Genomic DNA, 20,779 nt, shown 5'->3' on the forward strand with positions numbered 1-20,779 from the left:
AAAAAAATAGCTTATACAGGCTCTAACTATGGAATTAATTGTTGTCGATGATGTTTCTGAAAAACAGATAAAAAAAATTATTAGCGATAGCGTGGGTAATACTTTTCCATACCAATTTGTAACTGGTGAGATTGAGCAGTCTTATACTGGTAGACCCTTTCTAATTTCAATTACACCTAAGGATAAATATATAAAAATAATAACTAGCCTTGAAAATGGTTGGCCTTTTTTAGGGAGTGTTATTGAGGCAAATGAATTCACTGCCATGAAGATTCGCTATTTTGAAGACTCTTTGTCCGCGTTTTACAGATGGGAAAAGGGCGTTTGTGTTCGAATATTGTATGCTCTTAAAGACGACAAGTGGGTGTGGTATTCGAAAGGAGAGGTCCAGAAATGGGAGAAACCCTCTAATTATGAAAAAAGAATTATTAAGAAAAGGCTTACAAAAGACATGCTAATAAGCTATCTCAGTGCTTGCGGTTATAATGAAATTATTAATTAGCAATTATTTAAAAGAAAAATTCTTCTAACTTAATTCTTGAGATGGACAACAACAATCCGCCCCCTTTTAGCATCCCCGCGAAAGCGGGGATCCAGAAAACTCTGGAGAGTTTAAAAAGATGCTCACGATCAAGGACATAAACAAACTTCTGGCTTTGCACAGGTTTATTGCGGAAACGAAGTTCATCGCAAGTATGGATAATCCTGTAGGAGATGGAGGCGGGTATATAGCTGATATCGCAAGAGAAAATTTACAAGCAATTATTGAGTTTTATGAGAGCAATAATAAACAAGATGATGCTAATTCTTGGAAAGAATGGATGATTCTGACCAAGAAATCAGTGGCATATAAGCGAATTCTTGAGCGAATTAAATTACAGGATCGCTGGCATTCATTTGATGAAGAAAGAAGAAAAAAAATATTGTTGGAGTGGGCGGCGCCTTATGAAGTTAGCGACAGCCTGTTGGCAGAAATGCTGAACATGATAGAGAATTAACGACAGGGCCAAACAGAGCAAGGCAGAGACCATACGCACGGAAATCTCTGTCTATCTCTGTAGTTAAATAAAAAATGGATTCCCGCCTTCGCCGGAATGACAGGATGAAGCACAGGCGCATTAAAAATAACCCTACGGCACTAACCGTGCCGAAAACCCTAACCTTTATAGTGCTCCAACAGCCTGAGCAGATCGTGCTCGACTGAGGAAGCCTGTCCGCCGGATACCGCAGACCTGTCTCCGCTCGTTCCCGCCGGCATGGAAATCGTGAACATCTCTCTTTCTGCTTTTCTCAATTCTCCTCGCGTGGGCGTCCAGTCACCCAGTCCGGCCTGCTGCTTGATACGATCAATCGTCTGAGGCGACGCCAGCCAGCCGAGCTGATGCCCGAGCCTGTGTTCAAGGGCGGCCTGTGCAATCCTGTCCTTATAGCCGGGAATTTTCTGGAAGCCGGCATCGTCATTGCCGCTGCTAAGAAGACCGTGAAGGCTTAGATAGTAATGGATATCATCGGCATTGAATCCGGAAACCACGCCGTGCAGGAAATCCTGAATCGCTTGCGGCGATGTCCGGTCAAGCGGTATCCGTTCCAGCCCCGATCCGGGATTAAGCGCGAGTGTTTCATCAACCATCTGATAGAGACGATTCTGCGCGGCAGCATCCCAGACATTAACTAAAGAATGAAAAGAAGATTCCGGCCGCGTGTTCTCAGGCTGAAGATCCTCAGGCAGCACATAAGAATAAGAAATCCCGGTCATTCCGGTTTCTTGTTCAAACGCATGAGCGGGCAGGGTTTCTTTCATAGCAAGATTATATATGGAAAAAACAGGAACAGCAAAAAGTCAATTAAGGCGCAAACTGCTCCTGGAAAATCCGCTCCTCAAGGTGATTGTCAGGGTCGAACAGCAAAGTCTGCGAAATCTCCCGGTACTCGCGGATATCCACCGTCACCACATCGCGGATTTCCTTATAATCCGCCGAGGCGCTGACCGGCCGCTCGTGCGGGCGGATCACCTCGAACCGCACGCGGCTTGTATTGGGAATCAAAGCGCCGGGCCACCGCCGCGGGCGGAACGCGCTGATCGGCGTCAGGGGGAGAACATTCGCTCCCAAAGGAACAATCGGACCGGAGGCCGAGGAATTATAGGCCGTGCTGCCCACCGGCGTGGACAGCATGATCCCGTCGCAGACCAGTAACGGCAACCGCACCTCGTCATTCACGAAAATCATCAGCTTGGCGGTATTGTGCGTCTCCCGCAACAGCGAGACTTCATTGAACGCGAGTTCCGTATAAACCTTCCCGTGCTTGTCCGAAGCATCCATCCGCAGCGGGTGAATCGTGTAGGGCCGCGCCGCCGCGATCCGCTCGGGCAGATCCTTCTTCCGGTGCTCGTTCAGCAAAAACCCCAGCGTACCAAGATTAAGCCCATAGATCGGAATGTTGATCGTGATGAAAGAGTGCAGGGAGTGAAGCATCGTTCCGTCGCCGCCAAGCACGACCAGAACATCCGCCTCCTCGATAGGGACATTCCCGTATTTTTTTGTGTATTCCTCCAGAGCGGCCTGCGCCTGCGCTTTCTCTGAGGCATGAAAACACATTTTCATGCCGCGCCCCCGAAGAGCGCCGTGCGAGGGTCGATACGCACGGCTTTACCCATGACGGGCCTGCCATCCGTTCGGATCGTCGAGGAAGGATTCAACGGACGACAGCGTCGCCTTGTCGAAATGACCGCCTTTCCGTGCGGCCTCCAGAACCTCCCACCACGTCGTGAGCGCATGGAGCGTAATCCCCATCTCCCGCATATTGGTTTCGCTCTGCGGAAAGATGCCGTAATGGAAAACGACGAACGCGTGTTCCACAATAGCCCCGGCATTCCGCAGCGCATTGACGAAGGTGATCTTGCTGCCCCCGTCGGTCTGTAAATCCTCGACCAGCAGCACCCGCGGCGCCCGTCCGGATTCCATTTGCTCGGGCAGAACGCCCTCGACCTGGGCCATGCGTCCGTAACCCTTCGGCTCCTTGCGGACATAAATCATCGGCTTCTCCAGCCGCTCGGCGATAAAAGCGCCGTAGGGAATGCCCGCCGTCTCGCCGCCCGCGACGATGTCGATATCGGCAAGGTCGAGATTCTGACGGATCAGCCACGCGCCGTGATCCATCAGCATCTTGCGCTCGGCCACGAACGAGATCAAACGGCGGCAGTCAATATAAACCGGGCTTTTCTTTCCGGATTTCAGCGTGAAGGGTTCGGTCGCGTTGAACAGAACGGACTGCGTGGACAAAAGCGCAGCGGCGGCCTCCAGCGCAACCGCCTTGCGCGTCAGTTTTTTTCCATCCAGTTCCGGCGCATCGACCAGAGCGATGAAATCCGACATCGTGGAATTCGTAACGGAAAGAACCTTCGAGAGACTCTCGGTGGAGGGCCATCGCGGTTTTCCGTCCGGGCTGTGCCGCTTGCTTTTGTTAAAGGAGGTGGGGTCCAGCCCGGCCAGCCGCGCCAGCCCCGAGGCCGAATACCCCTTCGACGCCGCCAGGCGGTCGAGTCCAATCCATATCTGCGTATGCGTAAACATGATAGGATAATAGTCCCATTTTATGAAGAAAACGTAAATAGGAAGAAAATGCTAAAAAAAAATGACAGCGTCAGCGAAGCAAAGCCATGACCTCTTTCTTGAGTCTGATTCCGGGCTTGTAGATTGAATCGCGGCCTTGTTTCGACTTAAAAAGAAGACCTCTCCCCACTAAATCTTCCAAGTCTTTGCGCGCAGTCAGGTAGCTGACATTATAACGTTCTTGGTGATTTCGGATCATCATGATTTTCTCCCTTCCGAGATGGAAATCCTGAATAAGCGCAATCTGCCTGGAATTGAGGGGAGTGTCGGCTTTTTGCTCAAGGATAACGGCTCTAAAATCTTCAAACTCCTGTTTCTTATTGTCGGCGTACTCATGCATACGCTTGAGCGCATCACGCGTGGCTCTCGCCTGATGAAGGAAAAAATAGGTTAAATCCCCGTCCGCTGTTTCCGAAAAAAGAAACGCCTTATAATAGGAAACAGGCGCGTCCGCGATCACGCTTGAGATAGAGGTATATTCCATCAGCCAGTAGCCGGCCTTGAGCATGAACCAGTAAAACAAGGCCCGCGCCGTCCGGCCGTTCCCGTCCACGAAAGGATGATCAAAGGCCAGCATGAAATGGAGGGTCATCGCCTTCAGCAGAGGGTGACAGTAGGACAGATCGTCACCCGCAGCATTGGCAAAATCGCAAAGAGCCTGCAACCGCTCCGGTAGGAATTGGGCGGGGGGAGGCGTATGCAGGATCGTATTGGTGGGTTCGTACACCACCTCGACCCTGTCGGCATCGGTTCTCAGCCGCCCCGAGCCAGAAGCATCGTCCAAAGTGCCTTCGGTCATGATTTTATGCAGTTCTAGGATATGGCCGATCGTAAGGTTTTCTCCGACAATTTCTTTGACGAACTCCATACCCATGTAATTGTTTAAGACCATCTTCTCGTCGCGTGTTTGCGGGGCACGATTCTCAAAAATCATTTTTTTCGCCCTGTCGCGTGTAGTGACCGCGCCCTCGATAAAGGAACTGGAAAAAGGCTCCTCCGCCAGGGAGCGCCGCATATAGCGGCGACCGTCTTCGGCGGTGAGGCCGTGCGATGCTCCAAGAACGCCGCCGGCATTCATATCGACAAATTGCAGCAGGGCTTTTAGTTCTGGCGGCTCTGCAAAGAAAAATTTGGTCTTCTTTCCGTCATCGAAGGGCACAGATTGGGAGGATGAGCCTCTTCTGGCAATAGACATCCCAAGCCACCACTCTTCAAGAGAAAGGTCATCCGGCGGTGTTTTATGGCGTATTTGGTCCCAGTGCAGATATCTACCTTCTGCATCTGTAAGTCTTATGTTTTGGAGGATAATAGGCATCCGTTCTTTCGGAATAGCCTCCAAAAGTTGAGAAAAGGTCGGGGCGGAGAGAGGGAGCTTCAAATTTATATCCTATAAACGTCACAGAAGTATAAACATTATTATACATACAAAACAATAATTTAACATTTATAATCTAAAAAACGTTTATAGTATATAAAAATAAATCGATCTGGCTCCATAAAAAATTTCAGGAATAATTTCCCATTTTTTTACTTGACTCCCGCAAAATTCTCTGGCACAAAAGAGAACATAAACAGAACATTTATATCTTCAAAAAGAACAAATAAAGAACACAAAAGAGAGCCCGCCCCATGATTTTCAGCCGCCAGAAATATAGAACCCCGGTCATCCGCGAACGCGAAACCACACCCTTCGACACGGTGGAGGAGGCCTGGTTCTGGTTCGTCGCCGCGCAGCAGGCGAAGGCCGAAGGCGCACGAATCATCGCGGGGCAGGGTATGGTCGAACGCCCCTGCGAACCGGCCGATATCCTGAAAATCCTCGACCGCCTTTACCGTCAGCGCGCCCTCGTCATGCCGCACATCCTCGTCCTGCGCTATTATGGCCGCCGCAACATGGCCCCCGACGCCCGCCGCATCAAGGAGGCCCGCGCCGCCAAACTCTGGCGCGAAGCGATGGACAAGCTCGAACCGGTCCTCGAATCGAAGGGGATACTCAGAAAAAACAGCTGGGTTCTCCGCTACGACCCGCAGGCCCGCGCCGCCCCGCGCCCTTATGTTCACCCCCCATCGTTCACCCCTTATGAAGGAGTCGCCGCCGAATGACACACCGTACTCAAAAAACCGAGGAGCTTCAGAAAACATGGGTCGCCTTCACCGGACAGACGGACCTGCCCTGGCTCCGCTTTCTCAAACCCGGCTTCCGCCATTGCTTCGTGATTATCAACGATGGCCGCAACTGGGTCAGCCTCGACCCGATGGCCAACCGCTTCGAGGTCACCGTGCATGACCAGCCTGCCGGGTTCGATTTCCCGCAATGGCTCCGCGCCTGCGGCCTCACCGTGATCGAATCGCAGGCGCACAACCGCAACCGCGCCGCGCCCCTGATGCCGCTCACCTGCGTCGAGGCCGTCAAGCGCGTACTGGGCATCCACGACCGCCTCATCCTCACCCCGTGGCAGCTCTACCGCCACCTGGAAAAATGCAGCGGGACGGAAAAAGCTTCACGCCCGCCGCGCAACCTCTTCGCGCTGGCGGAAACCCTCGAACCCCTGACCCCGAAAGGAACAATCTCATGGGAAGTCTGACTTCGCGCCCCAAGGCGCCGAAAATCAAAACCATCGTCGTGCAAAGCCCGGCCCAGACCGCCGTCACGCCTGTAACGCCGACGACCCCGGCGGAGCCCGATCCCGAAACCGTGGCCGCGCAGGCCCGCACCCGCGACCTGCTGACCCGCAAGCGCGGGTTTCTCGGAACCATCGGCACCGGCTTTCGCGGCCTGCTCGGCGCACTCGGCAATAACGTCAACCGCAAAACCCTGCTCGGAGAATAACCATGAACACCGTCACCCCGCTGCGTCGCTCCCCTTCGCCCGGACAAAACAACGACGCCGCGCTCGCCGCCCGCCTGATCGAGCGTTACGAAGCCGCACGCAATCAGCGGACTCAATGGACCCGCCTCTGGGAAGAATCCTACGAGTACGCCCTGCCGCAACGCGGCGGATTCCTCGGCCAGCCCGTCCCCGGCGCCCCGCGCAACACACATATATATGACGCCACCGCGATGGACGCCGCCGACCAGCTCGCCTCCAGCCTACTCGCCAACCTCACCCCCGCCTGGTCGCAATGGTTCGGCCTCAAGCCCGGCCCCGATCTTTCGCCGGAGGAGGCCGCCGCCCTGACCCCTGTCCTCGAAAAGGCCGCCCGCACCATCCAGTCGCATTTCGACCGCTCCAACTTCCCGGTCGAAATCCATCAATGCTACCTCGACCTCGTGGTCGGCGGCACGGCGACGATCTCCTTCGAGGAAGCCGAGCCCGGAGGATTCTCGGCCTTCCGCTTTTCCTGCATCCCGCTGTCGCAAATCGTGCTGGAGGAGGGGGCAAACGGCGCCCTCGACGGCGCCTATCGCCACATCCCGCTCACCCTCGATCAGATACTCGACCGCTACCCCTTCGCGGAAATTCCCGCCGCGCTTCTGGAGTCCGCCTCCCGCGACCCGCAGGTTCGCTTCAAAATTCTCGAATCCGTCCTGCCGGCGGGCCTCTCCTATGAATACATGGCGCTGCTCGATGAGTCTGGCCACGAGCCCGTCATCCTCCAGTCCGGCACCTTCGAGCAATCCCCCGTCATCAGCTTCCGCTGGATGAAATCACCCGGAGAAATCTATGGCCGATCGCCGGTCATGAAGGCGCTGCCCGATATCAAAACCGCGAACAAGGTCGTCGAACTGATCCTGAAAAACGCCTCCATCGCCGTGACCGGAATCTGGCAGGCCGACGATGACGGCGTACTCAACCCCGCCAATATCGAACTCACGCCCGGCAGCATCATCCCGAAGGCCGTCGGCTCGAAGGGCTTGCAGCCGCTCGATATGCCCGGCCGCTTCGATGTCTCGCAGCTCATCCTCGAAAACCTGCAATCCCGCATCCGCCATGCGCTTTTGACCGACAAGCTCTCGCCCGTCTCCTCCCCGCGCATGACGGCCACCGAGGTGCTCGAACGCGCCGCCGAAATGTCGCTCCTCCTCGGAGCGACCTATGGCCGCCTGCAGACCGAACTCCTCACGCCCCTCATCAAACGCGCCTTCGCCATTCTGCGCCGCCGCGGCGAGGTGCCGGACATCGCGCTCGACGGCCGCCTCGTCACCGTCGATTACCGCTCCCCGCTGGCCCGTTCGCAGGGACAAAGAAACGTGCAGAACACCCTGACCTGGATTACCTCCGTCCTCGCCATGGGCCCGGAGGCCGCGCTGACTGTCAACCTCCCCGCCGCCGCCCGCTTCCTCGGTGAGGCGCTGGCCGTCCCTGGCGATATCATCCGCGCCGAAATCCTGGCCCCCGTGGAAGACGCGCAGCGCAGGGCGAAAGGAGGCCGCGATGTTTGACCAGAGCCGTAACGCACAAGACAGGCAGGAGGAGGGGCCATACGTCTTTCAAATCCCCGAACCCTCGCGTTTCGAACTGCGCGATATCGAGAAGTGCTTCGCCCGTCTTTTTTCGACCGACGACGGCAAGTGCGCCCTGTCCTACCTGCAGGCGATCAGCTTCCAGAGGGCGCTGGCCCCGACCTCGACGGACCAGCAGCTCCGCTACGCCGAAGGCCAGCGGGCGATGGTCGCCACGATCCTGCGCCTCATCGACCGCGGCCGTAAACCCACTTGAACTTATCTTTAACCCGCAAGGAGATTAAACCATGACCGAAAATTTACTCACCAACGAAATTCCCGAAAAATTCCTCGACCCCGAATCCGGCGAAGTCCGTATGGACAGATTCCTCCAGTCCTATCACGCGCTGGAGAAAAAACTCTCCCAGTCCCCCGCAGCGCCGAAAACGCCGCATGATTATTGCATAGACTGCTCGCACGGCCTCTTCCAGCCCGACGCGGACATCAACGCCCGCCTCCATGAAAAGGGCTTCACGCAGGATCAGGCGCAGGAGCTTTACAATATTGCCGCCGAAAAACTGATCCCGATGATTGTGGAGATCGCCGCCGAGTTTCAGGCCGACCGAGAGGTCGAAAAACTCGTTCAGCATTTCGGCGGGCCGGACAACTGGCGCGAGATATCCCATCAGCTTCTCGCTTTCGGCCAGAAAAACCTCCCCCCGGAGGTACTCAACAGTCTCTCAAGCTCCTACGAGGGGATTCTGGCGCTCCACCGCATGATGAAGGGCGAGGAGCCCAAGCTCTCCCGCGCCCCCGCCAAATCCGGCGATGCGCCGAACGACCGCGAACTCACCTCCATGATGCGCGACCCGCGCTACTGGCGCGACCGCGATCCGTCCTTCGTCGCAAAAGTCACCGAAGGTTTCCAGAAACTTTATGGCGGCAAGTGACGAATAGGACAGGGAGTAAAGCAAAGAACTCATCGAACCTGTAAAAAACGACCCACCTCAATAAACTTTGGCCCGCTCCGGCGGGCCTTATTTTTTCTCTCAGATTTTTCTTGCTGCGTATGCGAAGACGGAATTATAACAGTCGTGGAGAAACAGTTTAGAAAGCCTTTTCGCTATGCCGGATGGGTTGGTCAGTACATTTGTGCCTTTGCGTTTGAACTTTGAGGCAGCGCAGGAAAATGGGCGTTTCTATATCTATTCGATATGGAATCGCAAGAAAGACAAATACTATATAGGCATATCGCGCAATCCGCCCCGGCGTATCAATGAGCAACTCCGCTCGAAGGTGGAACTCAAGGACGATTACGCACAGGAAGCGCACACGGATCAGACGCGGAGGCCGGAAGATCGCGTATTCGAATGCGGACTGTTGAATGCTGAAGGTTATGAAAGCCCTTTGATCGGGTGTATAGCTGAAGTGTTATACATGGTTGATCTGGAGCGTTCAGGAAAGAATATTTATAACCGCAATAAATTTGGCGGCCACCCCGAGCTCAAGGATAAACGGCTGGCCTTCGAAGCGGTCGTAAAAATCATTGATCCGTGCCTCATGGGGCATCCCACGGATCAGGAAATGCTGGCGCTTGAAAAGCATATACATGAAATCAGGGATTATGCCGCAAAAACAGGCTTTAGGGGCATATTTGATCATGAATTCATGGGCGCGTTGGAAAAAGCTTGGGATGATTACACCCAGCGGCGGAAGGAGGCAGGGTTCGGTCGCAAGCCGCTCTCGACCCGCATTGCCTTCGCCGACGAATATGTGCGTCTCAAAGGAGCCAACGACAACGATCCGCAAGGCCAAAATCCGATCTATAAGATAAAAATTCCTCTGGCTCTGCCCGCACCCGAAAGTAAAGGGATTGCTTCAACTTACGAAGACGCGCCGATAGCCGTTGCCGAAAAAGACGGACCGGAGCCGTGAAAAAAATCAACGGGAGAAATCACATCAACTGCGAATCCGCAAAACCCTGACTGAGCGCATCGTCCACAACCTGCTGGAAATTGTCCTTGATCGCTTTGGCCATCGGTTTGAACTGCAGCGCCACGCGGTTATGCGATTTCCGCACCACCGTCGCGCTGTGCGGGATATCGAGGATCGCGTTCCGCAGTTTGAATTTCATTGTCACGTCGAACGCATCGGCAACCCCGAACATCCGGTCGTCGGCATTGATCATGAACCCGCCGAGACTCCAGTTCTCGACCGGATAGATTTTGCCGTTGATGACCGTGACGCAATGATCGCCGCTGCGCCGCGCGAACTGCCGACGCGACGAATCGTCATCTTCGTCTGTAGAAGTAAAACGGGAAAAAAATTTTCCGAACATGAGCAAATTCCGATTCGTTGGTGATAGGCAACGCCCAATCCTAGAATATTTTTCAGAACAACTTAAGGGGGCAAAAAAAATAACGGAACCTATGCACGAATTTTTCTTGACAACATAGGAATAAAATCATATATTGAAACCATCAACGCCGGAATTGCGCCTTTTTTCAAGGGACCGCACCCGGCGAAATTTTTTCACCGGACCGCGCAGACAACGCCGTAAATAAAGGCGCCCGCCCGTCCGTTTCTCCGCTTCTGGCCTTTAAAGCAAGACAACCGGACCGGAGCTTCCCCCAAACGCAACCCGAAACCAAGAGGTTAGAAATGTCTACCACTCTCGACCAGGCCTTCATCAAGCAGTTCGAACGCGAAGTGCATGAAGCCTATCAACGGCAGGGCAGTAAGCTCCGCAACACCGTCCGCACCGTCGGCAACGTCAACGGCAGCTCGGCCGTCTTCCAGAAAGTCGGCAAGGGCACAGCATCCACCAAATCCACACACGGCATGGTCCCGGTGATGAACCTGAACCACACCAGCGTCGAAGTCATCCTGCAGGATTACTACGCGGGCGACTGGGTGGACCGTCTCGACGAATTGAAAACCAATATCGACGAGCGGCAGGTGATTGCGAATGCCGGCGCGAACGCGCTGGGCCGCAAGACCGACGAGCTTATCATCGCCGCTCTGGCGACCGCCAGCACCCACACCATCGTGGACAGCAACATCGGTATGACGAAGGATAAAATCCTCTCCGCCTTCCAGACCTTCGGCGCGAACGATGTGCCTGATGACGGCCAGCGTTATTGCGTGGTCGGCTGGAAACAATGGAGCGAACTGCTGAAGATCGAGGAGTTCGTCAACGCCGATTATATCGGTAAGGACGCGCTGCCCTTCGCCACCATCACACAGGCGAAAATGTTCCTCGGCACGATTTTCGTTCCCCATTCCGGCCTGCCGATCGACGCCAGCGATATCCGCTCCTGCTTCTACTATCACCGCACCGCCATCGGCCACGCCGCCGCCAGCGACGTGAAGACGGACATCACCTGGCACGGCGACCGCGCCGCCCACTTCGTCAACAACATGATGAGCCAGGGCGCGGGCCTGATCGACCAGAGCGGCATCGTCACGATCAAGTGCGACGAAACGCCTGATTAATCCAACCCCAGAAAGAATATAAGGAGAAACCATCATGGCTTTCATTGCATCGGACCTGAGCGTTCTGGCCTACGCCAACAACTTCACGCTCTGGCACTACACCACCATCGACAGTTCGGTCACGACCGCAGGCTATTTCAACAAGGCCGTTGATATGCTGCGCGTGAACGACCTGATCATCGCCAACGTCGATACGGACGGCACGCCGGACACGACCTTCTACGTCGTGACCAGCAACAACGGCACCACCGTCGCCATCACCGCCTACTCTTAAGGTTTTTGATGTTCTGTTCACGGCATCCCCGCGCAAGCGGGGATCCATGGCGGAAGTCAAAACCCCAAAAGAGCAGGGCGGGTCCAGCCCAACGCTCCGGTTCCTTTCCCGGAGCAGAATGGCGGCGCAAGGGCTTGAGCGCCCGTTCCTCCTCATCGCAGCGGCGCTCGCCTCAACAAAAGCCGAAAAGTCGCGGCCCCTCACCGCGCCCGGACCCTATCGACGCCCCCGTGCAGCTCCCGTCTTAGGACGGGGGCTGCACACCCTTTATCCCTATGCAGCTCGCCCGTGGATCCCTTTGCGGGCGGGCTGCGCCTTTAAAAAGAGAAGCAATAATGCTACCTATTGAAGCATGATTATAGTTAAACTCTGTAAATTCCTGTTTGCCCTGCTTTTGTATTCAGGATTGTTTATTTTTGTTAATCATTTTCTGCTGCTGAATTTCTCTGAAAAATATAGAGAAAGGGACAACTGCCGTGATTTAGGCGGAGAATGGAGCAAAGAAAAAAATATCTGCGAATTCGAAGAGTAAATTCGACTGCAAATTACCCATGAAAATCATTGATATTCGTCACAATAACATAAAGATATCGTTCTCCAGACATGAGCGGACAACGGCCAATAACGCTCTGAATGAAACATGTAACGGGATGCACATTTCGAACTATGAAAATGTTGTAGGGTTTACCAGAGAGAAAATAAGATCGTTACTCATAAATAAGTTCAGGCCGGAAAGAAAAGAACCGGGAACATATTTCATTATGGACTTCACGAACGAGGAAGTCATGATTATTGCCAACTCATTAAACCAAACATGCATAGGTCTTGATGTGCGTGAGTTTCATACACGAACAGGCGCTCATCTGGAAGAAATGCAAGCGCTTTTGACTGAGTTTAGCCAACTTTTAGTTCAGATAAAGAATTAAAAGTGTCGGTAAATTCCTTTGGCTATCCTTAAAATAAAACACTTAAACAATCCAAAAATTCAGGAGACTCCCCATGGCACTATCCGATATTGCCCTGTGCTCGCGTGCGCTCATCCGCATCGGCGCGGCGCCCATCACATCCTTCGCGGACGGCACCGCCGAGTCCGAAATCGCAGGCGCGCTCTTCCGCCCGGTCTGCGACGCGCTGCTCTCCGCCTATGCCTGGAGCTTCGCGAGCGGGCAGGCCGCGCTCACTCTTCTCTCAACGCCCCCCGTCGCCGATTACGCGAACGCCTTCGCGCTCCCCTCCGACTTCCTCCGCGCGCTCTCATTGGGCAGCGGCCAGCGTGGACGCGGCGTGAATTACCGCATCGCGGCGGGCGCGATCCACACCAACGAAAGCGCCGTGACCCTGACCTATATTTTCCGGCCCGAGGAGGAATCCTTCCCCCCGTATTTCGATCAGGCGCTCATCACGCGCCTCGCCGCCGAATTCTGCATCCCCGTCACTGAAAGCACCTCAAGGGCCGAGGCGCTCTTCCGCCTCGCCGGGCAGGAGTTTCAGAGAGCAAGGCAGATCGACGCGCAGCAGGACACCCCCGGCCGCATCGAGGATTTCACGCTGGTGAAAGTGCGGGAGTAAAAAATGACGGAAAGAAAGCCGCTCCCTCACGACGCCACGGGCCGCATGATCCGTGATTGGAAAAGCGAAAGAAAATCCTGCGGCGATCTGGAAGTGGCCTACGCGAACGCCGGCGCACAGGAGTTTATAGCGGGGGAACAAAAGGAAAAGGCCCGCGTGGATTTAGCCAACAAGCAACATAAGTTAAGTGCCCTGATAAAAAAATTTAGCAATGAACTGGGCGAGGAAACAAAAGCAGGGACAATCGGCGGAGTACTCGGCGGAGCTTTGGGGGCTTATATTGCAGGAAGGGCAGGGTTCGCGCATAATACGTTAAGCGGATTAGCCGGTATGATGTTAGGTGCAGGAGAAGGCAGCGGAGTTTTAGGAACTTTAGCGACCATGGGAGAGGAGGGATATGACGAAATATTTGACAGCGGCAGCCGCCGCAGGATGGAAATGGAACTTTCATCGGCGGAAAATGCAGTAGAACAGGCATTGATAAATCTGGAGCACGCGCAAAAAAACTACACGCAGAAAAAGGAAAAGGCCGACCAGGCGTTCAAAGCCCTCTCGGAATGTAGAAGGAATGCAAAAAAATTCTGAAAATTCGCAAGAGTTAAAAGAAGATAAGGAATCTTTCAGAAAAATATATTGGCGGTATGCACTGGCGTCCGGTGTACCCTGCGCGGTCATCATGGGCGCCGTCATGGCCGCTGAGAACGGTCTTCTGCAAGGGGTTTTCATCGGCTTGTTCTGCGGACTCTTTTTTGGCATGTTCATGGCGGTCCGGCCTGCGACGATGCAGGGCAAGGCCGAAGCGGAAAAGAGAGCCGACCCGGCCGCAGAGATAGAAGGCCTGAAATTCATGCGCCTCAAGGCTTATGTGCTTCTGGCGGTTGCGGTTCCCTATGTGGCCTATCGTTCCCTGACCGGGATAACGATAAGTGCGGGCTTGGAAAATCTCGATCTTCTTCTGGCGCTGCTTCTGGTCGCCGTCGAACTCTGGGACATCCGCTCGTCTGGCATAAAGATAGAGGCCTTGAGATCAAGGAGTTGAGCCGCTTTGGGTGTTGCAAAAATTATTCTGTAAAAACTTCTCTGGGCAGAGTAAAAAAACGTAAACAGCCGCAAAATTGAAAGCATTAAGGCTAGGGAATGTAAAATTATTCAGCACCGCAGGGTATTACGCACGTCTGGATGTGGAGACGCTGAAAACCTTCCGCATCGGGGCTTATATTTGCCTGGTCATCACCCTTTCTCATTTTGTCTATAAGATAGTTCTTCATGACCTGTATTTTGGAAACAATTTTGATCCGTTGGAAACAATTTTATGTTTTATAAGTATAGCTGTAGAAATTGACGCGATATTAAAAACCTCAGCGGGAATGAAAAAGAAGCGGCAGGAATGAAAAATTCTACAGGTCAGGATGAATCGCCAAAGCCGCCATTTTACACACCCCGCGTGCATCTTTGGGCTATCGGAATTGCTCTGATTGCCTTTACAAGCGAACTGACATCGCAAATCGGCCCGGTCTATGGAATCCCGGCGGGGTTGGTGTGCGCTTACTTGTTTCATATAACAATGCGGCCGTAGCCGCCGACCCCCGGCCGTATCGAGGATTTTACGCTGGTGAAAGTGCGGGATTAAGCTGCTTTCCGCCCATAAAAATAATTCTGTAAAAACCCGTCAAAGCGGAGTAAAATGACAGGAACAGAAAAGCGGAGATTGAGATGAGCTTTAGAGATAAATTCAGGGAGTTCCTCGGCAAAAGGCCGGAAACCCAGGCAGACGCCGGACCGGGCTATGGCCTGGGCGCGGAAGGAATGTTCACCCTGCCGGACTTCCCGCAGGATCCCCCGCCGCCTCAACAAATGGTCGCCGAGGCGCCCGAGCAATACGCCTATGTCGGCATCAACCACCCCGTCCCCGAACAGGACGGCGACGAGCCGATCCTCGGGATTTGATCGCAGACAGAGAACGCTGACGAACACCAAACCGCCCCCACAGGCGGTTTTTTTATGAAGGAACCCCACTATGACAAGCGAAAACAAGCCTGTCCGCACGGACGCGACGGGCCGCATTATAAGGGATTGGGATACGGAGCAACAAATACCAATTCCAAAGCATAAACCGACGACAGGCATAGAGCCGCCTGCCTACAGACGCGACGTCTTCAAGGGCGAGCGGCGGGCGGAGTGGGATGGCTGGAGCCGGATCGTAGAGTGGGACTCGTCCCTTTCAAGCGCAGAAAAAAGAGCTTTTCACGATATTTTCGCCGCCGAGGGCGGAATGAAAAAGGCGCCGGGAGGATCGGCGGTCGCGGGCATATTGCAAAAAACACTTGATTCAACAAAATCCCCGGATAACACGCCTGGAATATACGCGAGGTACGGTAAAAATCCGAAAACAACCGATTTGGAGCTTCCGGATATAAAGGAAGTGTATAAGGGCTTCTTTAATGATGTCTTTAAAGGGCCAGCAGAAAAGCTAAAGGAAAAGAATAAAACAACTGCGATCAAAGGATATCAAATCCTTGGCTTGATAGGAAATGATCGGCTTTCCTCATCAGTCGCCGATATCCTTTTCCGTGAAGGCACGACAAAAGGCTCGGAGTTGATCCTCAAGGCAATCCAGCTGACCGATCCCAACGCTGACACGGGGACAGGCACGGCTTTCGGAAGTAAAACCCTTACCGCCTTGCAGGAAATAGCAAAAGACCACGGCAAGACCAGAAACTTTCTGGAGTTTTCAGCCAACGCCAGAAGGACGGACGAAAAAGACCGCAACGACTATTTCAGATTTAGGGACCAAGAGTAAGGTTTAGTAAGTTTTCTTGCATTTTTTCTCAATCGTAAGAGCATTCCTGAGGGCTTTGTCTTTATTAAAAATAAGCGACGGATCATCGGAAACAGTCAAGACCGATTTTCGGAAAAAATATTCAACAGACGTGGGTGAGTCAGAATTCTGCAGGGACCAGTAATCCTCGTGCCCTTGTCTAGAAAAGGTGAACACGCCGCACTCGCGTACAGCCTCTGGATCCCTGTGATAAGCGGCTGAAAATATACCGGACACGTCAAACTCTTCTTGGCGGATTTCGGAAATGACGCCAACAATATTAAGGCTATCCCCGAACGGGTAAGGCGCTTCGCAGAGTTCGTCGGCGTGGGTTTCGTACTGGGCGAGTAAATCATACGCTCCGGCAGAGCTTTTACTGACCCAGGCATATCCGGGCATCGTGTTTTTCCAATAGATATCATGGGCGAGGGCACCGGAATCAGTAAAAATGTGTCGGCCAAGTAAAAGCTTCGCCTCTGTTTCATCCTTGATGGTGGTAGTTTGCCCGTCCCACGGACAGGAGGGCTTCGAGGCAGTATTGCTCGTACCCGCGCAGGCAGTTAGGGCGCAAATGCAAATCGCAAGAATCATAAAGCGGGAAATACCCATCCCGGAAACTTACCACTACAGAAACGGCCGGGAAAGAAACAACAAGGAATTGAAGAAAACCCCAAAGGAAAAACCATGACACGCATCACCGAAATAAAAACCACCTTCACGGCGGGGGAGGTCTCGCGCGAGCTGCTGGGCCGAGGCGATCTGCGCGCGTACGATAACGGTGCGCTGACCCTGCGGAATGTTTTTATAAATCCGACAGGAGGCGTACGCCGCCGCTTCGGCCTCGGCTATATCGACACCGCGCCGGGCAACGGCAAGCTGATCGCCTTCGAATTCAACACAGAGCAAACGGCGCTTCTCTTGCTCACGCACGAACAGATCGACGTCTACACCGGCGGCCTGAACGTCGCCACCATCGCCGCCCCGTGGGAGGAGGGGCAGATTCCGCAAATCGCCTGGACGCAAAGCGCGGATACGCTGCTGCTCGTCCATCCCGACGTGCCGCCGAAAAAACTCACGCGCGGAACGGGCGGCACATGGACGCTCAGCGACTGGAATTTCTTTACTGAAAATAACGTGGTGCACCAGCCGTATTATAAATTCGCGGACTCTGAGGTCACGCTCACGCCTAGTGCAACGACGGGCAGCATCACCCTCACGGCCTCTGCCTCCGTCTTCGCGGCAGGGCATGAGAACACGCGCCTGCGCGTCGGCGGCAAGGAAGTGCTGATCACCGATTTCGACTCGCCCACAGTGGTGAGCGCGGATGTCATCCAGACACTGACAGGCACAAGCGCGACGATAGATTGGGCCGAACAGGCTTTCAGCCCTGTGCGCGGATATCCCGTCACCGTGGCCTTTCATCAAGACAGGCTGGTCATCGGCGGCAGCCGCGATCTGCCCAACCGTCTCTGGTTTTCGAAATCCGGCGATCTGTTCAACTTTGATCTCGGGACAGGCTTGGAGGACGAGGCGATCGAATTCGCCATCCTGTCCGATCAGGTCAACGCAATCCGCGGTGTGTTCTCCAGCCGCCACCTGCAGGTCTTCACCAGCGGCGCGGAATGGATGGTCACCGGCGATCCGCTGACGCCCAGCGCCGTGCAGATCAGAAGGCAGACAAGAACAGGCTCGATTATCGACCGATACATCCCGCCGCTCAACGTGGACGGGGCAACGCTCTACGCCGCACGCAACAAGCGCGAGATTCACGAATTTCTCTACACCGATCTGGAGCAGGCCTACACGTCAACCGACCTCGCGCTCCTCTCGCGCCATATCATCGACAATCCGGTGGAGCAGGATTACGATCAGCGCAACCGCCTGCTGTTTGTCGTCCGCGCCGATGGAAAATTCGCAACATTGACCGTCTTTCGCGCCGAGTCCGTCTCCGCCTGGACGCTGCACGAGACGGACGGCAATGTGAAATCCGTCTCCGTCGTCGGCGACGAGGTCTATATGCTGATCGAAAGGGCAGGGGATTTTTTCATCGAATTGTTCGATTCAGATCTGCACCTCGACTCTGCATTATCGGGCGAAGTCGGAACGCCCGCGACCGTGTGGTCCGGCCTCGATCATCTCGAGGGCCGCAGCGTCAGCGTTGTGGCCGACGGCGCGGTTCTGAACGATCACACGGTGACGGGCGGGGCGGTGACCCTCGCCGAGCCAGCGTCGACGATTGAAATCGGCCTGCCGTTCACGCATATCGTTGAACCTCTGCCGCCGAATGAAATCGGCGCGGTCGGAGCGGGAAGAAAAGTTCGTCTCGTGCGCGGCATCTTCCGCGTCAAGGACACCTCCGCCCTGCGCCTCGATACGGGTCAGGGATTGAAGGACATCACGCTCCGCCAGTTTGGCGAAGAGGAAATTCTTGATGACCCCGCGCCGCTCATCAGCGGGGATATAAAAATCCGCGCCCTCGGCTGGCAGAAGGACGGCAGCAAACCTCTCTGGCGCATCGAGCAATCCGCGCCCCTGCCGTTCGAGCTTCTCTCCGTGATTACGGAGTTGAAGGTGAATGAGTAGGTACAAGCACTATATTTTATGCTAGAAGTAACAGGAAATTAAGCCTTTCTTTAAATTGCTATTTTATATTGAAAATAATATAATGTTCCGTGTAGACATTATCGAGGAAGCTAAGAAAGAAATAAGGGAACTGTTTGAAGCAAATAAGCAGCAGGCAGGACGTCTTGTGGTTGTATTACAAGAGTTAAGTGAGAATTGCACAGACATTTATGATTTGGTTGAAAGCGGATATGAATGCGAAGATTTTAACGTAGATGCAGTTTGGAGTTTACAAAATAAGGAATTAAGAAACGTATGGAGACTTAAAATCTTTGGGTTTTCTTTAAAAGGAACGAAATTTAACCTTAGTCATAGGGTAATTTATGCACCAGATTATAAGCGCAATACCATTCATATACTAGGTTTAATGGATAGGGATTTAGACTATGAAAAAGACAAGGAATTTATCAAAGAGATTATCAAAAGGTACGACCGCCTCGGATTATCGAGGCTCCCAAGAGCTTGACAAGTTTGGTACATCGCCTTCGTATGAAGTATTGATTGATGAAGATGGCACAACGCATAAAGACGTACTTCGTATCAATAGTGATTGGGGAGATCGTATGTATGTGGACCATCCCCTTTCAACTCCGTTTGAGGATTTTGTAAAGGAATTATATGAAGCAGGATATGAATCAGCCATACGCGGAGGACGCCAAGAGTTATCCAAGGCTTTGCAGAATTCGGAAAGAAAGAAATCTCTTAAAACTATAAGGCTTGCAAGGGGGTTATCTCAACATGAGCTAGCTAAAAAAGCAGGCTTACAACAATATCAAGTATCACGTTACGAAGCCGGAAAAGAATATCCAAGTGCCCCTACAATTATGAAGCTATGCAAAGTGCTTAATATTGATCAGAACACATTTTTTGAATTATTGGGAATTTAAGTAGGCGGAGTTATGAAGGAATACGGGTTTGTAGAATTTTGTGATGATTATCGTGAAGAAAAAAATGGCAAGGTTACGCTTGTGGGCTTGTATCAAAACGACCTTATAGTTGCTAATTTTCCCGCGCTATTGCCAAAATTTGTAATGGTTATAAACATTATGACTTTTAATAAAACAACAACGGACATTCCCGTAGAAATAGAGATTGATGGTGAAGTCATTATAACGGCAAACACTAAGTTTAGCTGGCAAGATAAGGATTTGCTAAAAAAGCTGAATATTTGGCGCGGAGCTTTTCCAATAATACTATCACCCTTTGTATTTCAAAAAGAAGGTGCTCTAACAGTAAGAATAGGGTTGAACGGAAAAATGGAAAATATAGGTCAGATATACATTCGCAAGCCTAAGCAAGCTATGATGCATGATCAAAAGGCAAAAAAGAAAAAACAAAAAAAATAAACTAAATTACAACCTGCCAATGAAAAGAGCACCCTAAGCGGTGCTCTTTTATATTTAAAACAAAAAGGAACCCCATCATGGCCGCACTTACACCCGTGCTTTCACTGCTTGGTACCGTCGGCAGCGTCGTCTCCGCCGGAACCGCTATTCTCGGAGGCGTCCAGACTCTCGCCGGCGCCGGCAACCGACAGCAGGAAAAGGAAGACCGCCTCGCCCTCGACCAGCTCAAGCGCCAGCAAACTCTTCAGCAAAGACAGCTGGAGGAAAAGGCCGCGCTCGAACGCCAGCAGATTGCGCTCAACGCAAAACTCACGGAAGATCAGCGGCAGACGGCGTTGCGCCGCGCCGTCGCAAGACAGCGCGCGAATTTCGGAGCGCAGGGAGTCGGCAGCGCCACAGGCTCGTCTCAGGCGGTCCTTCTTGGACTCTTCGATGAGTCCGATGACGAAAGACAAAGGCGCGAGGAACTGGATGCGTTGCGCGTCACCGCCCTCGATCAGAACGTCTCGCAAAATCGGGCGCTGAACATTCTTCAGCGCACACAATTATCGGAAAGACAAAAAATTCAACGCCAGTTTCTATAACTGTGGAAAAAGTGGAATTAAAGTTTGACCTGCTGACTCATTTTTATTACACTTTCCTGATATACGGCAAAAAGGGA

28 protein-coding genes and 1 pseudogene are annotated in these 20,779 nt (G+C 53.1%); 23 read left to right on the plus strand and 6 right to left on the minus strand.

The genetic code is table 11. From position 1 onward, the window contains the following. The first annotated feature begins 28 nt into the window (after positions 1-28). Together IPN28_05835 and IPN28_05840 are read left to right on the plus strand one after the other, a co-directional pair. Complete coding sequence (locus IPN28_05835; GenBank protein QQS58336.1) at positions 29-502, plus strand: hypothetical protein; 474 nt, start codon at positions 29-31, stop codon at positions 500-502. A 118-nt stretch (positions 503-620) separates the two neighbouring features. Beyond that, on the plus strand, positions 621-998 hold the full coding sequence (locus IPN28_05840) for a hypothetical protein (protein ID QQS58337.1): 378 nt from the start codon (positions 621-623) through the stop codon (positions 996-998). Positions 999-1,156: 158 nt separating this feature from the next. Here IPN28_05840 and IPN28_05845 read toward each other — a convergent pair whose 3' ends face one another. From IPN28_05845 to IPN28_05860, 4 genes are all read right to left on the minus strand, one after another. Beyond that, positions 1,157-1,801: a hypothetical protein gene (locus IPN28_05845; protein ID QQS58338.1), complete on the minus strand. Its 645-nt coding sequence runs from the start codon at positions 1,799-1,801 to the stop codon at positions 1,157-1,159. A 43-nt stretch (positions 1,802-1,844) separates the two neighbouring features. Beyond that, positions 1,845-2,603: an NAD kinase gene (locus IPN28_05850; GenBank protein ID QQS58339.1), complete on the minus strand. Its 759-nt coding sequence runs from the start codon at positions 2,601-2,603 to the stop codon at positions 1,845-1,847. Between the two features lie 45 nt (positions 2,604-2,648). Continuing rightward, entirely contained in the window at positions 2,649-3,374 is a 726-nt protein-coding gene (locus IPN28_05855) for an orotate phosphoribosyltransferase (GenBank protein QQS58546.1), read from the minus strand. Positions 3,375-3,642: 268 nt separating this feature from the next. After that, entirely contained in the window at positions 3,643-4,806 is a 1,164-nt protein-coding gene (locus IPN28_05860; GenBank protein QQS58340.1) for a Fic family protein, read from the minus strand. Positions 4,807-5,240: 434 nt separating this feature from the next. Here IPN28_05860 and IPN28_05865 point away from each other — a divergent pair, with 434 nt between their 5' ends. The 7 genes and pseudogenes from IPN28_05865 (at position 5,241) to IPN28_05895 (ending at position 9,929) form a co-directional block, all read left to right on the plus strand. Beyond that, positions 5,241-5,714 carry a hypothetical protein gene (locus IPN28_05865; protein QQS58341.1) on the plus strand — a complete coding sequence of 158 codons (474 nt, stop codon included), beginning with the start codon at positions 5,241-5,243 and terminating at the stop codon, positions 5,712-5,714. Beyond that, positions 5,711-6,085 (plus strand): annotated as a pseudogene (locus IPN28_05870) (hypothetical protein). Before IPN28_05865 ends, IPN28_05870 begins: the two are co-directional and overlap by 4 nt. 98 nt (positions 6,086-6,183) lie before the next feature. Next, on the plus strand, positions 6,184-6,441 hold the full coding sequence (locus tag IPN28_05875) for a hypothetical protein (protein QQS58342.1): 258 nt from the start codon (positions 6,184-6,186) through the stop codon (positions 6,439-6,441). Between the two features lie 2 nt (positions 6,442-6,443). Beyond that, positions 6,444-7,994 carry a head-tail connector protein gene (locus IPN28_05880; protein QQS58343.1) on the plus strand — a complete coding sequence of 517 codons (1,551 nt, stop codon included), beginning with the start codon at positions 6,444-6,446 and terminating at the stop codon, positions 7,992-7,994. Between the two features lie 52 nt (positions 7,995-8,046). After that, the gene (locus tag IPN28_05885) at positions 8,047-8,271 is read left to right on the plus strand and encodes a hypothetical protein (GenBank protein ID QQS58547.1); all 225 of its coding nucleotides are present in this window, start codon (positions 8,047-8,049) and stop codon (positions 8,269-8,271) included. Between the two features lie 31 nt (positions 8,272-8,302). Beyond that, positions 8,303-8,944, plus strand: coding sequence for a hypothetical protein (locus IPN28_05890; GenBank protein ID QQS58344.1), 642 nt, complete (start codon positions 8,303-8,305; stop codon positions 8,942-8,944). 175 nt (positions 8,945-9,119) lie between these two features. Beyond that, on the plus strand, positions 9,120-9,929 hold the full coding sequence (locus IPN28_05895) for a GIY-YIG nuclease family protein (protein ID QQS58345.1): 810 nt from the start codon (positions 9,120-9,122) through the stop codon (positions 9,927-9,929). A gap of 19 nt (positions 9,930-9,948) precedes the next feature. On the opposite strand, the gene IPN28_05900 is transcribed toward IPN28_05895, so the two are convergent. Then, positions 9,949-10,332 (minus strand): PilZ domain-containing protein, encoded by a 384-nt coding sequence (locus tag IPN28_05900; protein ID QQS58346.1) that lies wholly within the window; start codon positions 10,330-10,332, stop codon positions 9,949-9,951. Positions 10,333-10,655: 323 nt separating this feature from the next. On the opposite strand from IPN28_05900, the gene IPN28_05905 reads away from it, so the two are divergent. The 9 genes from IPN28_05905 (at position 10,656) to IPN28_05945 (ending at position 16,132) form a co-directional block, all read left to right on the plus strand. Further along, on the plus strand, positions 10,656-11,489 hold the full coding sequence (locus tag IPN28_05905) for a hypothetical protein (protein ID QQS58347.1): 834 nt from the start codon (positions 10,656-10,658) through the stop codon (positions 11,487-11,489). Positions 11,490-11,523: 34 nt separating this feature from the next. Continuing rightward, complete coding sequence (locus IPN28_05910; GenBank protein QQS58348.1) at positions 11,524-11,763, plus strand: hypothetical protein; 240 nt, start codon at positions 11,524-11,526, stop codon at positions 11,761-11,763. 551 nt (positions 11,764-12,314) lie between these two features. Then, positions 12,315-12,689, plus strand: coding sequence for a hypothetical protein (locus IPN28_05915; GenBank protein QQS58349.1), 375 nt, complete (start codon positions 12,315-12,317; stop codon positions 12,687-12,689). Positions 12,690-12,762: 73 nt separating this feature from the next. After that, positions 12,763-13,332 carry a hypothetical protein gene (locus tag IPN28_05920; protein QQS58350.1) on the plus strand — a complete coding sequence of 190 codons (570 nt, stop codon included), beginning with the start codon at positions 12,763-12,765 and terminating at the stop codon, positions 13,330-13,332. Positions 13,333-13,425: 93 nt separating this feature from the next. Further along, positions 13,426-13,917 (plus strand): hypothetical protein, encoded by a 492-nt coding sequence (locus tag IPN28_05925; GenBank protein ID QQS58351.1) that lies wholly within the window; start codon positions 13,426-13,428, stop codon positions 13,915-13,917. Further along, positions 13,901-14,371, plus strand: coding sequence for a hypothetical protein (locus IPN28_05930; GenBank protein QQS58352.1), 471 nt, complete (start codon positions 13,901-13,903; stop codon positions 14,369-14,371). Before IPN28_05925 ends, IPN28_05930 begins: the two co-directional genes overlap by 17 nt. 76 nt (positions 14,372-14,447) lie before the next feature. Beyond that, on the plus strand, positions 14,448-14,723 hold the full coding sequence (locus IPN28_05935) for a hypothetical protein (GenBank protein ID QQS58353.1): 276 nt from the start codon (positions 14,448-14,450) through the stop codon (positions 14,721-14,723). A 322-nt stretch (positions 14,724-15,045) separates the two neighbouring features. Then, complete coding sequence (locus tag IPN28_05940) at positions 15,046-15,279, plus strand: hypothetical protein (GenBank protein ID QQS58354.1); 234 nt, start codon at positions 15,046-15,048, stop codon at positions 15,277-15,279. A gap of 70 nt (positions 15,280-15,349) precedes the next feature. Continuing rightward, positions 15,350-16,132 (plus strand): hypothetical protein, encoded by a 783-nt coding sequence (locus IPN28_05945; GenBank protein QQS58355.1) that lies wholly within the window; start codon positions 15,350-15,352, stop codon positions 16,130-16,132. Positions 16,133-16,135: 3 nt separating this feature from the next. On the opposite strand, the gene IPN28_05950 is transcribed toward IPN28_05945, so the two are convergent. Beyond that, positions 16,136-16,741, minus strand: coding sequence for a hypothetical protein (locus IPN28_05950; GenBank protein ID QQS58356.1), 606 nt, complete (start codon positions 16,739-16,741; stop codon positions 16,136-16,138). A gap of 93 nt (positions 16,742-16,834) precedes the next feature. Between IPN28_05950 and IPN28_05955 the strand changes: the two genes are divergently transcribed. From IPN28_05955 to IPN28_05975, 5 genes are all read left to right on the plus strand, one after another. Next, the gene (locus IPN28_05955; GenBank protein ID QQS58357.1) at positions 16,835-18,733 is read left to right on the plus strand and encodes a hypothetical protein; all 1,899 of its coding nucleotides are present in this window, start codon (positions 16,835-16,837) and stop codon (positions 18,731-18,733) included. Between the two features lie 82 nt (positions 18,734-18,815). Then, a complete protein-coding gene (locus IPN28_05960; protein QQS58358.1) occupies positions 18,816-19,238 on the plus strand; it encodes a hypothetical protein in 423 nt (140 codons plus the stop codon). Further along, the gene (locus IPN28_05965) at positions 19,159-19,659 is read left to right on the plus strand and encodes a helix-turn-helix transcriptional regulator (protein QQS58359.1); all 501 of its coding nucleotides are present in this window, start codon (positions 19,159-19,161) and stop codon (positions 19,657-19,659) included. Before IPN28_05960 ends, IPN28_05965 begins: the two co-directional genes overlap by 80 nt. 12 nt (positions 19,660-19,671) lie before the next feature. After that, positions 19,672-20,118 carry a hypothetical protein gene (locus tag IPN28_05970; GenBank protein ID QQS58360.1) on the plus strand — a complete coding sequence of 149 codons (447 nt, stop codon included), beginning with the start codon at positions 19,672-19,674 and terminating at the stop codon, positions 20,116-20,118. Positions 20,119-20,195: 77 nt separating this feature from the next. Then, positions 20,196-20,702, plus strand: a complete 507-nt coding sequence (locus tag IPN28_05975) for a transporter (protein QQS58361.1) — start codon at positions 20,196-20,198, stop codon at positions 20,700-20,702. Positions 20,703-20,779 lie beyond the last annotated feature (77 nt).

Source organism: Alphaproteobacteria bacterium (assembly GCA_016699735.1).
GTDB lineage: Bacteria > Pseudomonadota > Alphaproteobacteria > Micavibrionales > Micavibrionaceae > JAGNKE01.

Bases quoted from the DNA above. Each gene is read 5' to 3' on its own strand.
- IPN28_05835 (QQS58336.1), top strand. From the start codon at position 29: ATGGAATTAATTGTTGTCGATGATGTTTCTGAAAAACAGATAAAAAAA.
- IPN28_05840 (QQS58337.1), top strand. From the start codon at position 621: ATGCTCACGATCAAGGACATAAACAAACTTCTGGCTTTGCACAGGTTT.
- IPN28_05845 (QQS58338.1), bottom strand. From the start codon at position 1,801: ATGAAAGAAACCCTGCCCGCTCATGCGTTTGAACAAGAAACCGGAATG.
- IPN28_05850 (QQS58339.1), bottom strand. From the start codon at position 2,603: ATGAAAATGTGTTTTCATGCCTCAGAGAAAGCGCAGGCGCAGGCCGCT.
- IPN28_05855 (QQS58546.1), bottom strand. From the start codon at position 3,374: ATGTCGGATTTCATCGCTCTGGTCGATGCGCCGGAACTGGATGGAAAA.
- IPN28_05860 (QQS58340.1), bottom strand. From the start codon at position 4,806: ATGTCTATTGCCAGAAGAGGCTCATCCTCCCAATCTGTGCCCTTCGAT.
- IPN28_05865 (QQS58341.1), top strand. From the start codon at position 5,241: ATGATTTTCAGCCGCCAGAAATATAGAACCCCGGTCATCCGCGAACGC.
- IPN28_05875 (QQS58342.1), top strand. From the start codon at position 6,184: ATGGGAAGTCTGACTTCGCGCCCCAAGGCGCCGAAAATCAAAACCATC.
- IPN28_05880 (QQS58343.1), top strand. From the start codon at position 6,444: ATGAACACCGTCACCCCGCTGCGTCGCTCCCCTTCGCCCGGACAAAAC.
- IPN28_05890 (QQS58344.1), top strand. From the start codon at position 8,303: ATGACCGAAAATTTACTCACCAACGAAATTCCCGAAAAATTCCTCGAC.
- IPN28_05895 (QQS58345.1), top strand. From the start codon at position 9,120: ATGCCGGATGGGTTGGTCAGTACATTTGTGCCTTTGCGTTTGAACTTT.
- IPN28_05900 (QQS58346.1), bottom strand. From the start codon at position 10,332: ATGTTCGGAAAATTTTTTTCCCGTTTTACTTCTACAGACGAAGATGAC.
- IPN28_05905 (QQS58347.1), top strand. From the start codon at position 10,656: ATGTCTACCACTCTCGACCAGGCCTTCATCAAGCAGTTCGAACGCGAA.
- IPN28_05910 (QQS58348.1), top strand. From the start codon at position 11,524: ATGGCTTTCATTGCATCGGACCTGAGCGTTCTGGCCTACGCCAACAAC.
- IPN28_05915 (QQS58349.1), top strand. From the start codon at position 12,315: ATGAAAATCATTGATATTCGTCACAATAACATAAAGATATCGTTCTCC.
- IPN28_05920 (QQS58350.1), top strand. From the start codon at position 12,763: ATGGCACTATCCGATATTGCCCTGTGCTCGCGTGCGCTCATCCGCATC.
- IPN28_05930 (QQS58352.1), top strand. From the start codon at position 13,901: ATGCAAAAAAATTCTGAAAATTCGCAAGAGTTAAAAGAAGATAAGGAA.
- IPN28_05940 (QQS58354.1), top strand. From the start codon at position 15,046: ATGAGCTTTAGAGATAAATTCAGGGAGTTCCTCGGCAAAAGGCCGGAA.
- IPN28_05945 (QQS58355.1), top strand. From the start codon at position 15,350: ATGACAAGCGAAAACAAGCCTGTCCGCACGGACGCGACGGGCCGCATT.
- IPN28_05950 (QQS58356.1), bottom strand. From the start codon at position 16,741: ATGATTCTTGCGATTTGCATTTGCGCCCTAACTGCCTGCGCGGGTACG.
- IPN28_05955 (QQS58357.1), top strand. From the start codon at position 16,835: ATGACACGCATCACCGAAATAAAAACCACCTTCACGGCGGGGGAGGTC.
- IPN28_05960 (QQS58358.1), top strand. From the start codon at position 18,816: ATGTTCCGTGTAGACATTATCGAGGAAGCTAAGAAAGAAATAAGGGAA.
- IPN28_05965 (QQS58359.1), top strand. From the start codon at position 19,159: ATGAAAAAGACAAGGAATTTATCAAAGAGATTATCAAAAGGTACGACC.
- IPN28_05970 (QQS58360.1), top strand. From the start codon at position 19,672: ATGAAGGAATACGGGTTTGTAGAATTTTGTGATGATTATCGTGAAGAA.
- IPN28_05975 (QQS58361.1), top strand. From the start codon at position 20,196: ATGGCCGCACTTACACCCGTGCTTTCACTGCTTGGTACCGTCGGCAGC.